This is a genomic window from Novosphingobium aquae (assembly GCF_037572715.1).
In the GTDB taxonomy this organism is placed as follows: Bacteria; Pseudomonadota; Alphaproteobacteria; order Sphingomonadales; family Sphingomonadaceae; genus Novosphingobium; species Novosphingobium aquae.
Window position 1 is genome coordinate 37,376 of sequence record NZ_JBBHJY010000002.1, and the last position, 13,396, is coordinate 50,771.

General features: G+C 59.9%; 16 protein-coding genes. 10 read left to right on the forward strand and 6 right to left on the reverse strand.

Annotated elements, in window-relative coordinates; genetic code table 11:
* Positions 1 to 114 precede the first annotated feature (114 nt).
* Both WG900_RS05465 and WG900_RS05470 read left to right on the forward strand, forming a co-directional pair.
* Complete coding sequence (locus WG900_RS05465; RefSeq protein WP_339965392.1) at positions 115 to 1,566, forward strand: DNA modification methylase; 1,452 nt, start codon at positions 115 to 117, stop codon at positions 1,564 to 1,566.
* Position 1,567: 1 nt separating this feature from the next.
* Complete coding sequence (locus WG900_RS05470; RefSeq protein ID WP_339965394.1) at positions 1,568 to 1,975, forward strand: DUF5681 domain-containing protein; 408 nt, start codon at positions 1,568 to 1,570, stop codon at positions 1,973 to 1,975.
* 67 nt (positions 1,976 to 2,042) lie between these two features.
* On the opposite strand, the gene WG900_RS05475 is transcribed toward WG900_RS05470, so the two are convergent.
* Together WG900_RS05475 and WG900_RS05480 are read right to left on the reverse strand one after the other, a co-directional pair.
* Positions 2,043 to 2,741 (reverse strand): hypothetical protein, encoded by a 699-nt coding sequence (locus WG900_RS05475; protein WP_339965395.1) that lies wholly within the window; start codon positions 2,739 to 2,741, stop codon positions 2,043 to 2,045.
* Positions 2,734 to 3,930 carry a hypothetical protein gene (locus WG900_RS05480; protein WP_339965396.1) on the reverse strand — a complete coding sequence of 399 codons (1,197 nt, stop codon included), beginning with the start codon at positions 3,928 to 3,930 and terminating at the stop codon, positions 2,734 to 2,736. Before WG900_RS05480 ends, WG900_RS05475 begins: the two co-directional genes overlap by 8 nt.
* A gap of 154 nt (positions 3,931 to 4,084) precedes the next feature.
* On the opposite strand from WG900_RS05480, the gene WG900_RS05485 reads away from it, so the two are divergent.
* Positions 4,085 to 4,288, forward strand: coding sequence for a helix-turn-helix domain-containing protein (locus WG900_RS05485; protein ID WP_339965397.1), 204 nt, complete (start codon positions 4,085 to 4,087; stop codon positions 4,286 to 4,288).
* A gap of 256 nt (positions 4,289 to 4,544) precedes the next feature.
* On the opposite strand, the gene WG900_RS05490 is transcribed toward WG900_RS05485, so the two are convergent.
* The 4 genes from WG900_RS05490 to WG900_RS05505 form a co-directional block, all read right to left on the reverse strand.
* Positions 4,545 to 5,207: a nitroreductase gene (locus WG900_RS05490; protein ID WP_339965399.1), complete on the reverse strand. Its 663-nt coding sequence runs from the start codon at positions 5,205 to 5,207 to the stop codon at positions 4,545 to 4,547.
* Positions 5,208 to 5,354: 147 nt separating this feature from the next.
* Positions 5,355 to 6,284 (reverse strand): electron transfer flavoprotein subunit alpha/FixB family protein, encoded by a 930-nt coding sequence (locus WG900_RS05495; protein WP_339965400.1) that lies wholly within the window; start codon positions 6,282 to 6,284, stop codon positions 5,355 to 5,357.
* Entirely contained in the window at positions 6,281 to 7,030 is a 750-nt protein-coding gene (locus WG900_RS05500) for an electron transfer flavoprotein subunit beta/FixA family protein (protein WP_339965402.1), read from the reverse strand. The genes WG900_RS05495 and WG900_RS05500 overlap by 4 nt, the downstream gene beginning before the upstream one ends.
* A gap of 200 nt (positions 7,031 to 7,230) precedes the next feature.
* Entirely contained in the window at positions 7,231 to 7,887 is a 657-nt protein-coding gene (locus WG900_RS05505; RefSeq protein ID WP_339965404.1) for a TetR/AcrR family transcriptional regulator, read from the reverse strand.
* 108 nt (positions 7,888 to 7,995) lie between these two features.
* Between WG900_RS05505 and WG900_RS05510 the strand changes: the two genes are divergently transcribed.
* The 7 genes from WG900_RS05510 to WG900_RS05540 all read left to right on the forward strand — a co-directional run bounded on the left by WG900_RS05510 (position 7,996) and on the right by WG900_RS05540 (position 13,359).
* The gene (locus WG900_RS05510; protein WP_339965405.1) at positions 7,996 to 9,177 is read left to right on the forward strand and encodes an amine dehydrogenase large subunit; all 1,182 of its coding nucleotides are present in this window, start codon (positions 7,996 to 7,998) and stop codon (positions 9,175 to 9,177) included.
* Positions 9,174 to 9,689 (forward strand): MauE/DoxX family redox-associated membrane protein, encoded by a 516-nt coding sequence (locus WG900_RS05515; protein WP_339965407.1) that lies wholly within the window; start codon positions 9,174 to 9,176, stop codon positions 9,687 to 9,689. The genes WG900_RS05510 and WG900_RS05515 overlap by 4 nt, the downstream gene beginning before the upstream one ends.
* Positions 9,686 to 10,294, forward strand: coding sequence for a thioredoxin domain-containing protein (locus WG900_RS05520; RefSeq protein WP_339965409.1), 609 nt, complete (start codon positions 9,686 to 9,688; stop codon positions 10,292 to 10,294). The genes WG900_RS05515 and WG900_RS05520 overlap by 4 nt, the downstream gene beginning before the upstream one ends.
* Positions 10,294 to 10,836, forward strand: a complete 543-nt coding sequence (locus WG900_RS05525; RefSeq protein WP_339965410.1) for a methylamine dehydrogenase light chain — start codon at positions 10,294 to 10,296, stop codon at positions 10,834 to 10,836. The genes WG900_RS05520 and WG900_RS05525 overlap by 1 nt, the downstream gene beginning before the upstream one ends.
* A gap of 167 nt (positions 10,837 to 11,003) precedes the next feature.
* Complete coding sequence (locus WG900_RS05530) at positions 11,004 to 11,294, forward strand: hypothetical protein (protein ID WP_339965411.1); 291 nt, start codon at positions 11,004 to 11,006, stop codon at positions 11,292 to 11,294.
* 1 nt (position 11,295) lies between these two features.
* Positions 11,296 to 11,757: a c-type cytochrome gene (locus WG900_RS05535; protein WP_339965412.1), complete on the forward strand. Its 462-nt coding sequence runs from the start codon at positions 11,296 to 11,298 to the stop codon at positions 11,755 to 11,757.
* Positions 11,758 to 12,006: 249 nt separating this feature from the next.
* Positions 12,007 to 13,359: an arylsulfatase gene (locus WG900_RS05540; protein ID WP_339965414.1), complete on the forward strand. Its 1,353-nt coding sequence runs from the start codon at positions 12,007 to 12,009 to the stop codon at positions 13,357 to 13,359.
* Positions 13,360 to 13,396: the final 37 nt, after the last annotated feature.

Here is a 13,396-nt window from a genome sequence, read left to right on the forward strand (position 1 = left end):
TCGCCAGCTCATGCATTGGCGCGTGTTGGTCCTGCTCATGCAATCGCTTTTGCGATCAATGCAGATCGATCCGCGCAAGCGCAACTTGGCGACTTCAAGACTGAGGCTTTCGTCATGTCATTCAAGATCAATAAGCTGAAGAAGCCGTTGCTGGAAAAAACTGCCGCCCAGCGCAAGGAACTGCGTGATCGCGTTTCACAAGCCGCAATCGCAGCATCAATCCCGAACGATCTGCTTCCGAAGATTAATCTCGAGAAACGGCAGATATCTTCTTTGAAGTCCAGGACAGCAAGAAAAGCGTCAAATCTGCAATTGGAACGGGTGATGCGCAGCCTACGCCAGCACCGTCAGTCCGCACCCATCATCATAAGCACGGCCGGCCGCATCGTCGATGGTCATATCGTCGTTAAAGCCCTGCAAAAGCTGGGCGAGAAGGAGGTCTGGTGCGTGGTTATCGATCACCTGGATGAGGCACAGCAGGATCTCTTGCACATTTCCCTTAACCGCCTGGCCGAAACTGGCGAGTGGGATCTTGATGCCCTTGGCGAGATGCTGATCGAGCTCGATGAACTCGAGTTCGACCTCCAGGTTACTGGCTTCACTGAACCGGAACTCGATATCCTGATGACGCCAGAATTGTCGGCGGATGGGAAACAGGACCCAGAGGAAGTTGATCCGCCCGAGGTCTCTGTGAGCGAAGTCGGTGACATATGGCAGCTAGGAGGGCATTTCCTGCTCTGCGGTGATGCCCTCCAAGTCGAGAGCTATAATAGATTGATGGGAAGTGATCTGGCCCAGGCAATCTTTACTGACTGCCCCTGGAACATCCCGATTGCTGGCTTTGTAAGTGGTCTTGGAAAGGTCAAGCACGACGACTTTGTCATGGCGGCCGGCGAGATGTCCGATCAGGAGTTCGCTAATTTCTGCGAAGTCTTTACGGCGCACTGCGCAAGCGTTCTGGCAGATGGCGGAGTGTTTTATTCGTGCATTGATTGGCGCAGTGTCGACAAGGTCATGGCGTCCGGTCGCAAGGCTGGATTGAAACACATCATGACCGCGGTCTGGAACAAGGGGTCCGGCGGAATGGGCGGACTCTACCGCTCCGCTCATGAATTCATTCCCGTCTTCTGCAAGGGCAACACACCATCGGTGAACAACGTTGCTCTTGGCAAGCATGGCCGCGATAGATCGTCGGTCTGGTCCTACCCGGGAGCCAACAAGCGAGGTTCATCCTCGGCCGACGCACTTCAATATCATCCCACGGGCAAGCCCATCGAACTGGTCGCAGACGCACTACTCGACGTGACGAAAAAGGGAGACCTTGTCCTCGATCCCTTCCTTGGATCGGGTACTACCATGCTTGCTTCTGAGCGCTCGGGACGGCGGTGCAGAGCGATTGAGCTCGATCCAAGGTACGTGGACGTCAGTCTAAAGCGCTGGGAGCTCATGACCGGTCAAACTGCGATCCATGTCGAGAGTGGCCTCAATTACGAGCAACTGGGCGAGCAGCGGCTTGGCGCTGGATCCGGGCTGATAACCGACCAACCCAAGTTTGACGGAGAGTAACATGACCAAAGGGAAAGGGGGAAATCCGTCGCAGGTTGGCTATGGCAAGCCGCCGAAAGCCAGCCAGTGGAAACCCGGCGAAAGCGGAAATCCGTCAGGCAAGTCGAAAAAGCCCAAGCCGAAGTCGATTGCGAAAGCATTTTCGGACGAGTTGGCCTCCCCCGTCAAAATCACCCAGAATGGCAAGACCGTAACGATGCAGATGGTCGAGGTTATTGCGAAGAAGGTCGCACATAAGATGGTGGACGCCGATATCGACAAGCTAGCACCCCTGCTGAGGGTCCTAAAGTCGATAGGAGTCTTTTCGTTCGCAGAGCCGCCTGAGGACGACCCCGACGATCGGGGGCTTTTCACCGAAGAGCATCGCAGACTGCTGGAGATCGCCCGAAGGGATGCGGGGATGGAATGAACAGTGCGGTTGTCTTTCCAGTAGCTCAGCTCAAGCCTTTGTTCGGCAGCGAAGTGGTTTTGCAGTTTCAGGTGTGCGAAAAGGAGTAGCTTACTCCGATTTCCAGAGCGACGTGGGCAGCTTGCCTTGGCAGGCTGCCCCGTTTGGCGGCCCAGGCCTCGTGGAGCTGCCCGTCGCCCCGGTCGCCGAGGCCGTTATACCAGTAGGTGAGGTAAGCTTCACCGCGTTCAAAGGCGTAGAACTGTCCGCTGCCTGCCGCAGCATCGAGGGCATAGTCCCAGTTGTTCTCGCGCATGGAGACACCATGGACGGGATGTGGAATTTGGCTCAGCGCCATGAGGGTGCCGATACTCTTCGCATCTAGCGGGCGGTAGCAGGCAGCCCGCAGCCTGCCGTCATCGCGGCGCGCCAAGGCAGCGAGCAGTTCGTCATTGCGTTGGATCGCGATTACGGGACCATTGAGAGCGACTGGACCGATCTCGAGCCACCACTCTTCGCTGGCTGCACTGATGACATCCCGGCCATCGTCCGGCGCCACGAGTTCAGCAAGACGCGCCATGGCCAGCTCCAGCGATTGCCAGTCAGGGCAGTCGCGCGCGCTCTTTTGCTGGAGGCCGAACAGCATTTCCGGGAGCGGCAAGTCACTGCCGGCGCCGATGACATCAAACAAGGCCTGCTTTGGCACCGGGTAGGCCATCGCCGGCAGGCCGTAGCGCTCCAGCGCTTCGCGCTTAAGCATCAGTTCGACGAAATCGCCCTCAGGCATTGTCATCGCCCCGCTGCTGCAGGGCCGTTACCGCAGTCTCGATTGCCTCGGCCCAGCTATCGGCATTTTCGGGCAAGAGCTGGCTGAGCCGAGGTGCTGACTTCCCGTTGGTGCTGACATAGCTGTGACTGTTGCTCGTGAAGGCCATCTGGCCCCCGATCATGGCGGCGAGCGTGCTGTTGTATTTGCGCGCGATTTCCTGCGGGGCGGTCCAGGACAGGGCATCGGTCCACAGCTTGCCGCCCTTGGTGACATAGCCGAAGTTCATCGGCTTTGCCGCGCCAGGCAGATCAATCTTGAGGTTCATCGACGCCTTGAGGTCACCGTAGACGCCAAGCGGTTCAAGGCGCGCGAGAAACGCGCGAAGCTGGTCTGGCAGGTGCGGATCTCGCTGTGCCAGCTCCTCGAAAAACAGCTCGTCGCTGATCGTGCTGGCCCGGGCCTTGGCTGCGGGAGCAACTGGCTTCACGTGCGCCACTCCGTTTTCGATCCCGACAATGCCGCGCATGATCATCGCCGTCCGTGCGAGCGTTCCCGGCACCGCGATGATGTCGCCTGTCTGCGGATTACGCCAGGGCGTGAGTTCGACCAGCGCGAAGGTAAAGTGCGCCCCGGCATGGCTTTGCAGCAGGCTTGCGAGCGCTTCTGTCTCGGACCGGATGCCATCACCCAGCGCAATCACCAGCATGCGGCCTCGGACCAGGTTGCCGCTCACCGCATCGATGAACTCGGCCTCGTTCAGCGCATCAGGAAGATCAGCCACCAGCGCGTGAATGCTGGAAGCTGCTAGCCCCTGCCCTTTGCGGCAGGATTGCTCGAAGGCTTCGTAACCCATGCTCATCAGCGCTGAGACATAGTCGAGTGCCTGTGCCACGACCTCGCGGCGGGCTTGTGGATTCCGCCATAGTTTTGCCTCAACCAGCACGAGGTCCCCGGAAGGCGTGACATAGAGGTTGTCGATATAGCCGTGCGCGCACGGCACTTCGCGCGCGACGGCAACGATGCGGCCGAACCCCGGCTCGATGTCTGATATGGGCAAGAGCTCCGGATGGTTGAATGCGAGTGCTTGCAGCCAGTCTTCGTTATAGTGGCCTTCTGCCAGCCCGATACGCTCCAGCCGCACCTGAGCACCGTCCGGTGTGATCAACAACGGTGTGCCAGAAGCCTTCGCGTTCGAAGGTACCGTCATTGAGAATTGTCCAGGGTCCAGTTTATCCTCCTGCGTCAATCGCCAGTCACATCGACTATGAGTGACACACAAGGTCCGGTGCGTCGCTGAAGTCAACTTGAATGTCACTCATCGTCTGTAGATCAATCAGCGACAGCAGTGTTGTTGTCCCGGCGTGGATATCCGCGCTCGCCTTGGTAAAAACGTACGCAAGCTTCGTGAAGCCAAAGGCTGGAGCCAGGAGGACTATGCCGACCGTGCCGGCATCCACCGCACCTATGTCAGCGACATCGAACGCGGTCGCAGAAATCCAACGATTACGGTGGTAGCGAAGCTTGCTAAGCCGTTCGAGGTCCAGCCGGGCCAGTTGCTGGATTAGGCAGCTGGCGAAAGCGCTCTGAGCCCAATCTGAAACTTGCAGTCGCAGGATCCTGCATCAGCGTCGGTTCGCGTGACTTTCAAGCCGAACCAGCCGGTACTGGGATGACGGTCGTTCCACCACGCGCTGATGACCGTGAAAATGGTTTTGCTCGCGCCTTTCGCGTGTGGTTGTGCGAACGAAACTAATGAGCCTTCATTGAGCATGACGCGTCGGAGGGCAAACTTCACTCAAGGCGCAATCCGAGGCAAACTGCTCATAGATGAAAAACATGATTGCTTGCAATTGGAGCCCGATTTGTTCGAACTCCATTTGCCGAGTGATCAACATCTTCGAGCCCAAACGACATCCCAACAATCAGTCGAAACTCGTCTGAAATTTCGAGAACCTGGCGCACAGTCGCTGCATAGTGGCTGAGCGCGCCCTGGGCACAACTTGCCAGGCCATTCTCGGTCATCAATAGCATCAATGACTGAACATAGATCCCGACGTCCAGCGCTTCCCTCCATCCCGCATCTGACGGAAGAAAGATGAATGCGGCATGCGGCGCGTCGAAGAACTGGAAGTTTCGTAGCATGCTGGAACTGCGTGCTTCAAGGTCGCCGCGTTCGACTCCTGTAGCACTGAATAATGCCCTTGCTGCCTCAACCTGACGTTCGCGATATATGCCGCGATAAGGCGGAGTTAGCTCGATATCGGGGGTCGGCGGTTCATTACGGCTGGCCACTTCGGTTAGCGCCTGCCTCATTCGGGCGAGTGCCTCACCAGAGACGACATGGGTCGTCCATGGCTGAACGTTGCAGTTCGACGGAGCAAGCTGGGCAAGCCCGAAGATGCGCGCGATCAGAGGCTCGGGGACTTTCTCATCAAGGAAGCCGCGGATTGAGCGGCGGTTCAACAAGGCCTGTTCAACAGTCATTTCAGCAGACCTCCAGACTTTGGTCGTACGAGGAAAAGTCGCTCCACCAGGTCAATGAAACCAGAACGGACATCGGTATGGCAAAGAAACCGTAGAGGCAGAGACTGGCATTTTTGCGTGACGCCTGAAGTTCATTCGCAAAACCGCTCAGAGCTTGGCGGTCAATTCCGGCACCACGTTGAACAGGTCACCCACCAGGCCGATGTCGGCGACCTGGAAGATCGGGGCGTCCTCGTCCTTGTTGATGGCGATGATGGTCTTGGAGTCCTTCATGCCGGCGAGGTGCTGGATCGCGCCCGAGATGCCGATGGCGATGTAGACTTCGGGGGCGACGATCTTGCCGGTCTGGCCGACCTGGTAGTCATTCGGCACATAGCCTGCGTCGACGGCGGCGCGCGATGCGCCGACGGCGGCGCCGAGCTTGTCGGCGAGCGGGAAGATCGTGGCTTCGAAGGTTGGTCCGTCCTTCAGCGCACGGCCGCCCGAGACGATGACCTTGGCGCTGGTCAGTTCAGGGCGCTCGCTCTTGGCGATTTCCGCGCCGACGAAGCTGGACAGGCCGGCATCACCTGCGCCCGAGACGGCTTCAACGCTGCCCGAACCGCCCGAGGTCTCCGCCTTGGCGAAGGCGGTGCCGCGCACGGTGATCACCAGCTTGGCGTCCGAGCTTTCGACCGTGGCGATGGCGTTGCCAGCGTAAGTCGGGCGGGTGAAGGTCTTGGGGCCTTCGACCGAGAGGATGTCCGAGACCTGCATGACATCGAGCAGCGCGGCAACGCGCGGGGCGATGTTCTTGCCGTGCGCCGTGGCAGGGGCAAGGAAGGCATCGTAGCCAGCCATCAGGCCGGCAACCAGCGGCGCGACGTTTTCGGCGAGCTGGTTGGCATAGACGGCGTCATCGGCCAGCAACACCTTGGCAACACCGGCGATCTTCGCGGCCGCATCGGCAGCGGCCGAAGCGCCCGAGCCGGCGACCAGCACGTAGACTTCACCCAGCCTGGCGGCGGCGGTGACAACGGCCAGCGTCGCATCCTTCAGGCTGGCATTGTCATGTTCGGCATAGACGAGAACGCTCATTGTGCGACTCCCATTTCCTTGAGCTTGGCGACCAGCGCATCGACATCGGCAACCTTGATGCCGGCGGAGCGCACCGGCAGTTCGGTGACCTTGAGCGTCTTGAGGCGCGGCGCGGTATCGACGCCGTAGTCAGCCGGAGCCTTGTTGGCGAGCGGCTTGGACTTGGCCTTCATGATGTTCGGCAGCGAGGCATAGCGCGGCTCGTTGAGGCGAAGGTCGGTGGTGACGATCGCCGGCATGGCCAGCTTCACCGTCTCCAGACCGCCATCAACCTCGCGCGTGACCGAGACCGATGCGCCTTCCACTTCGACCTTCGAAGCAAAGGTGCCCTGCGGACGGCCCATCAGGGCGGCAAGCATCTGGCCGGTCTGGTTCGAATCGTCGTCGATCGCCTGCTTGCCGAGGATGACGAGACCGGGGGCCTCTTCATCGGCAATGGCCTTGAGGATCTTGGCAACCGCCAGCGGCTCGACCTCGTCATCGGTCTGCACCAGGATCGCCCGGTCAGCGCCCATGGCCAGCGCCGTACGCAGCGTTTCTTGCGCCTTCGCCGGGCCAACCGAAACCGCGACGATCTCGGTCGCCACGCCCTTTTCCTTCAGGCGAATGGCTTCCTCGACGGCGATTTCGTCGAAGGGGTTCATCGACATCTTGACGTTGGCCAGATCGACGCCCGTACCGTCCGCCTTCACACGCGGCTTCACGTTATAGTCGATCACCCGCTTTACCGGGACGATGATCTTCATGCCTGTGGTCCTTATTCTGAAGTCGGACCATCGCAGGCCGTCTTCCGCGGCGGCGGCAATAATCATACCCAAGCTAGACAACGCCCCCTCTTGGAGAGGGGTCTGACCATCGTTCAAGGTCTGGGCGAGATAGAAATCGCAGGCCAAATTTTCTCTTGCCTTAAGGCAGTATTACCTTCTTGCGCGTGCTGGCACCGGGATCACCCTTCCCAGCGCAGGACCATGGCGACTATCGTTTCGCAAACAACCTCGACCAGCATTTCTCTTTGGTCGGCAAATGGCATGTCATGACCGATGAACACGGTCTGTCCCTCTAGGATAGCTACAATTGCAAGTGCAATTCCACGCCGAGCCTCATCGTCCAACTCTGGACGGGTCCGACCAACGACCGCTGCGAACATGTCAACGGCGCTGTCATAGATTTCCTTGAGCCTAGCCCTGACCTGCTCCTCGCGGCTAGCCATCGCCCAGAGTTCCGTAAAAATTCTAGTCGTCCTACGTGTTGCGATGTCACCCAGATAAATTTCGACGAGACGCCGCAATTCCGCACCGGTCTCGCCATCCGCTTCCAGTTCAAGGTTCTCACAGGCCGAGCGATAGCTGGTTGCAATGGCATCTATGAGAGCCATGACGAGATCGCTTTTCGACTTGAAGTAATATGATAGGTTGCCTTGGGTCATTCCGCATTCTGCTGCAATTCGACGCAGCGTAAGCGCTCCAAATCCCTCATCCACTAGCAATTTCTGCGACTTGCGCAGGATCTGAACTACGCCCTGATTGCCGCGGGAGTATCCTTGGCGAGGCTGTGCAGTCAGGTCTGGGACGACCATTTCAGTGCCGCCACGCTGATTCATCATGCTTCGGTTATCTCCTGCTGGATGCGTCTCGCCACCCTGTACCTAGTAGAAACGGAAATCAATATTGGTCTATTGACCTAAGTTGGTCGTTCGATCTATTTTTGCGAAATGGAGATTCGCTCGATGCAGGTCAAACCGCTAATTCGATTCGTCGCCGCAGCGACTATGCTCGCTGGACCGGACGTAGGCGCGCTGTCGGCAACGCCTCCCCCGCTGGCGGTGGAACCAATCCCCGCGGTCCGTCAGCTTCCGTCCGAATTCCCTCGCGACTGGGTGATGGTCCACGATGTCAACGCCGGTGGCGTGAATGATGGGAAGATTGTCTTCGTGGACCTGCAAGTGCCTGAAGTTCGGGCGCAGGTTGGCGCGGCGTTTCTGGCCAATTTTCGATATGCCCCTGCCCGCAGGGAACTCTATGTTGCGGAGACATTCTATTCGCGCGGCCATAGAGGCACCCGCACCGACGTCATCTCGATTTACGATACCACGAATCTGACCCAGACCGGCGAGATTGCCCTCCCACCTGGCAAGCGCGGCATCTTTGTCCCCGACGAGGGGGCCTTCAAATTATTTAATGACGACAAATGGGGGCTGGTTTTCAACTTCACCCCGGCAGCAAGCGTCAGCGTGGTCGATCTGATCAATCGCAAGGTGCTGTCCGAAATTGAAACTCCCGGTTGCGCCATGATCTACCCTATGGCTGGCCGAGGCTTCTCCACACTTTGCGGTGACGGCAGCATGCTGAGCATCTTGCTCGATGAACAAGGCAAGCTCGTCAGCAGCCAATCGAGTGCCACTTTCAACAACATCGATGATGACCCGATGTTCATGCGTCCTGCCATGACAGGACGGACTGCCTGGTTCGTTACGTTCCGGGGCATGATTCAGCCAGTCGACCTGTCAGGACAGGTTGCAAGGCCCGGTCTCGCTTTCGCCATTCCTGCGCAAGAGGGTGGTGCCCCCCAATGGCGGCCGGGCGGGGTCCAGATTGTCACTGCCGATGGTGCAGGACGGATCTATGTCCTCATGAATCCGAATGGCCGTGAAGGCAGCCACAAGGATGGCGGGACCGAAGTCTGGCTGATCGACCCCCTGACGCGTTCCCTCATCCGGCGTATTCCGCTCGCCACACGCGCGCTCTCCATCGCAGCCACGCAGGGATCGCGGCCGAGCCTCGCCGTCCTGGGCTTCGACCGCGCCCTTCGGGTCTACGACCCGGAAACAGGGGCAATCTCCAAAACGCTGCAAGCAGTGGGGCTGACCCCCTATGCCTTGGGAACCCTGCCATGACCCTGCCCGACTTCCTGTCAGCCCTGATCTTCTTGCATTTGGCCCTTTCGGTACTGCACAAAACAGTCGATCCCGACCGGGCCCGAACTGCAACCGCGCGGTTGCTGGGACCAGCCGCGCACTGGGCGAGCTTTGCACTTGCTGCTGCTGTCGCAATCGAAGCTGGCAGTGCGCTTGGAATGCTCATTCCGGGCTGGACTGCATTCGGCATGGCGGGTGCCGGGGCCATATGGCTGATCTATTCCGGTGCAGCGGGCGCGGCGTGGCTTTCGGGCGAACGGCGATTTGACTGCGGCTGCGACTTGGGCGGCCGCAGGCTGCCAAGCAATCTGGGCGTTGTTGCCATTCGCGCAGTTGCTTTGGCCATTCTGGCGCTGCTGCTGGCTGCAGAGGCAGCGCCCGTCTGGCGCGATCCGCTCGCGTTGTTCGCCGCTCTCAGCGCAATGGCCCTGTTTTTCGCGTCCTCGCAACTTCTGTTCAATCACCGGCAGCACGGGAGCCCCGCCGCATGATCACATCAGCCCTCGTATCTCAGTTGGCCTTGTGGCTGGCGGTATTCATCCTTGCCGTGCTTGTCGCTGCGCTCGCAAGGCAGGTGGGCGTGTTGCACGAACGCATCGCTCCGGCAGGCGCACTCGCGCTCGGCAAGCAGATCTCGGTCGGCGAACCGGGCCCATCGATGGCACTCATCGCGGTTGACGGCTCAAGGATCACCATTGGCGGCGTCCGTCCGGCTCGCAGCCAGCTGCTGTTCTTCGTGTCGCCCGATTGTCCGGTGTGCAAATCATTGCTGCCCGTTGTCCGCTCCACAGCCGCAGCCGAGGCAGACTGGCTTGACCTGGTGTTCGTCAGCGATGGTCCGCCAGCCCCTCATCACGAAATGATCACTCGTCACGGCCTTGCGGGCACTCCCTATGTCCTGTCGGAGCAGCTTGGGCGCCGGCTCTCCGTCTCGAAGCTGCCTTACGGCGTTCTGCTTGATGAAAATGGCGCAATCGCGGCCTTCGGCTTGGTCAACACCCGCGAACACCTTGAAAGCCTGTTCGAAGCCAAAGAACACGGAGTTGCTTCGATCCAACAGTACCTCGCGCGGCGCCAGGCCGGGGAGAACCGCTGATGATGGACTTGGATCGCCTGTTCGAACGAACAACGCGCGGTATCGCTCGTCGCGCATCACGACGCGGAATACTGTCGCTGACCGGGAAAATGATCGCCGGGGGGCTTGCCCTGCCACTGCTTCCTGTTGAACGAGCAACAGCCGCACCGGCCAGGGCGGGTGCCACACCTGATACCACGCCCAATGACCCCGGCGACGCGCAAAGCTGCGAATACTGGCGCTATTGTGCCATCGATGGCTATTTATGCAGCTGCTGCGGCGGAACCGTCTCCAGTTGTCCGCCGGGAACGGAGATGAGCCCGATCACGTGGATCGGCACCTGCATGAATCCTGGTGACGGTCGAGCATATATCATAAGCTATAACGACTGCTGCGGACGCAGTTCATGTGGTCGCTGCCGGTGCAACCGCAACGAGGGCGAACGGCCGATGGTGCGCCCACAGGCAAACAACGACATAAACTGGTGCCTGGGCACGCAAAGCGCCGCCTATCACTGCTCGACGGCGATCATTCTCGGCACTGCACCGGGCGGCAAGGCATGACCCGACACATGCTGGTTGGTGCCTCGGCCTGTGCAGGATTCATGATCCTGATCGCGGCGACAACAACGCCCGGAATAGCGGCCGACGCTCCGCCCCGCGTTGTTCCGCCCCCCTGCGCGGCATGTCATCTGCCTAACGGAAGCGGGGTCCCGGGAGTGTTTCCACCGTTGCAGAACAACCTTCGCACACTGGCCGCCACGCCAGCAGGGCGCCGCTATGTTGTACTGGCTATTACCCAGGGGCTCACCGGACCGCTGATGATCGAAGGCAAGCGCTTCAATGGGGTGATGCCGGCGCAAACCCTTTTGGATAACGACATCGTCCGCATTCTCAACGGCCTTATCGGCCCGGGTCAGCGCCCATTCACCAAAACAGAGGTGAAGGGCATCCGTGCATCCGGCGCGCAGCTTGACAGTGTTCGAACAGGACAGCTGCGGCCCAAGGCAGAAGTCCGGTGACATGACCATCCGCCTCGCAATCGCGGTCTCCGCCGGAAGCTTGATGGTCGGCGCCTCGCTTGCCGCAAGCCCAGAACCGAACCGGGCGATGGTTGGCGTGCCGGAACCGCAGCGGGCACGGATCAACTGGATCCTCAAGTGCCAGGGTTGCCATCGGGCCGACGGCACCGGCACGTCAGCAACGGCCCCGGCGCTCGCCGGACAAGTCTCGCGGTTCACAAGTCTTAGCGGAGGGCGCGCTTATTTGGGACGAGTACCAGGAGTTGCAGATGCAGCACTGGGCGATGCCGAACTGGCCGAACTGCTCAACTGGACCTTGCAGCACTTCGATCGCGCCAACCTGCAAAGCGATTTCAAGCCATATACCGCTCGAGAGATCAACACGCTGCGCCGTTCTCCGCTTCGCACGGATGCCACTGCTGCGCGCACCGCGATCCTCTCCCAAGCGTCTGCAACAAGGTGAACGCGAACGGTTGCGCCTGCCCCATTCGCTGCGCTCACCCTTGCCGCCTTGCCGTCTACAGGCAGCGTTCCGGCACAGTGGCTGAAGCCGGTCACATGCCCCCCGCTCCTTGGGGGGTGTCCATGGCTTGGGGGTTCTGGAAGGTCTCAGGTCAAAGCGGCTGGAGCGACAAGCATGGGTGAGAGTCGCAGGGAAATCGTGAAGCGGCTTGCCGCCTTGCCTGTCGGGCTTGGCCTGTCGCATCGGGCGATGGCAGCGCCCACAGGCGCTAGGCGGCCCAACATACTCTTCATCATGGCTGACAACCTCGGCTATGGAGAACTGGGCGTCTATGGCGGGGGCGCGACCAGAGGTGCGCCCACACCGCGGATCGACCGGCTGGCCGCCGAAGGCTTGCGCCTGACCAACATGAATATGGAGCCGCAATGCACGCCCAGTCGCTCCAGTATCATGACCGGGCGTTTCGCCATCCGTTCAGGGACATATGCAGTGCCGTTCGGAGGTGTTCCGGAAGGCCTGACGGCTTGGGAAGTGACACTTGGGGATGCTTTGTCCGCTGCCGGATATCGCACCGGCCTATTCGGCAAGTGGCACCTGGGAAGCACGGAGGCCCGGCTGCCGAACAACCGGGGCTTCGATGAATGGTACGGCATCCCTCGTACTACAGATGAGGCCATCTGGCTCGATTCCCCTGGGTATGATCCTTCAATAATCTCACCCGAACCGATCCTGGAAGGCCGGCGCGGCAAGGCCAATCGCACCGTCGCAACCTATGACCTTGACCAGCGACGCATCATTGACGGTGAGGTAACAAAACGGACGGTCGACTTCTTGGAACGCGCCGGCAGGCAAGGCCAGCCATTCCTCGCCTGCGCATTCTTTACTCAACCTCACCTGCCGACGCTGGCCAATCCACGCTATGCAGGAAAGACGGGCAACGGCGAATGGGCAGACATGCTGGCCGAGCTCGATGACAATGTCGGCACCTTGATCGATACACTGGATCGCCTCGGCCTTCGCGAAAACACCCTCGTGATCTTCACCAGTGACAATGGCGGGGAATTCATCAAGCCTTGGGACGGATGGAGCGGGCCGTGGCGCGGTCAGTATTTTACGGCACTGGAGGGAGGAATCCGCGTCCCGATGATCCTGCGCTGGCCGGCGGCAATCACAGCTGGCAGAGTGAGCAACGAAATCGTTCACGGTGCCGACATCTTTCCAACGCTTGCTAGCCTGGCCGGCGCCATAGTTCCCTCCGATCGGCCCATCGACGGCATCGACCAGAGTGGTTTCATCACAGGTCACATCGCCAAATCTGCGCGGGAGGGATTCCCAATCTGGTGCGGCAACCGGTTGCAGGCGGTAAAGTGGCGGAACTTCAAGGCTCACTTCTACAAACAGGACACCATGCGTTCGACTGCAGAGCGCCGGAACGTACCTTTCCTCGTCAACCTCTACACCAACCCGCAGGAAGACGAGGACAAAAGCTGGAGCGGCAGCTGGGTGCTGGCGCCGATCCTCAAAATAGTCCGCGATTTCGAACAAAGCACCCTGCGATATCCGCTAATCCCGATGGGGACACCAGATCCCTATCACCCCTGATGACTGGTGGCAGCAATTGGCAGACCTGACTAGAACG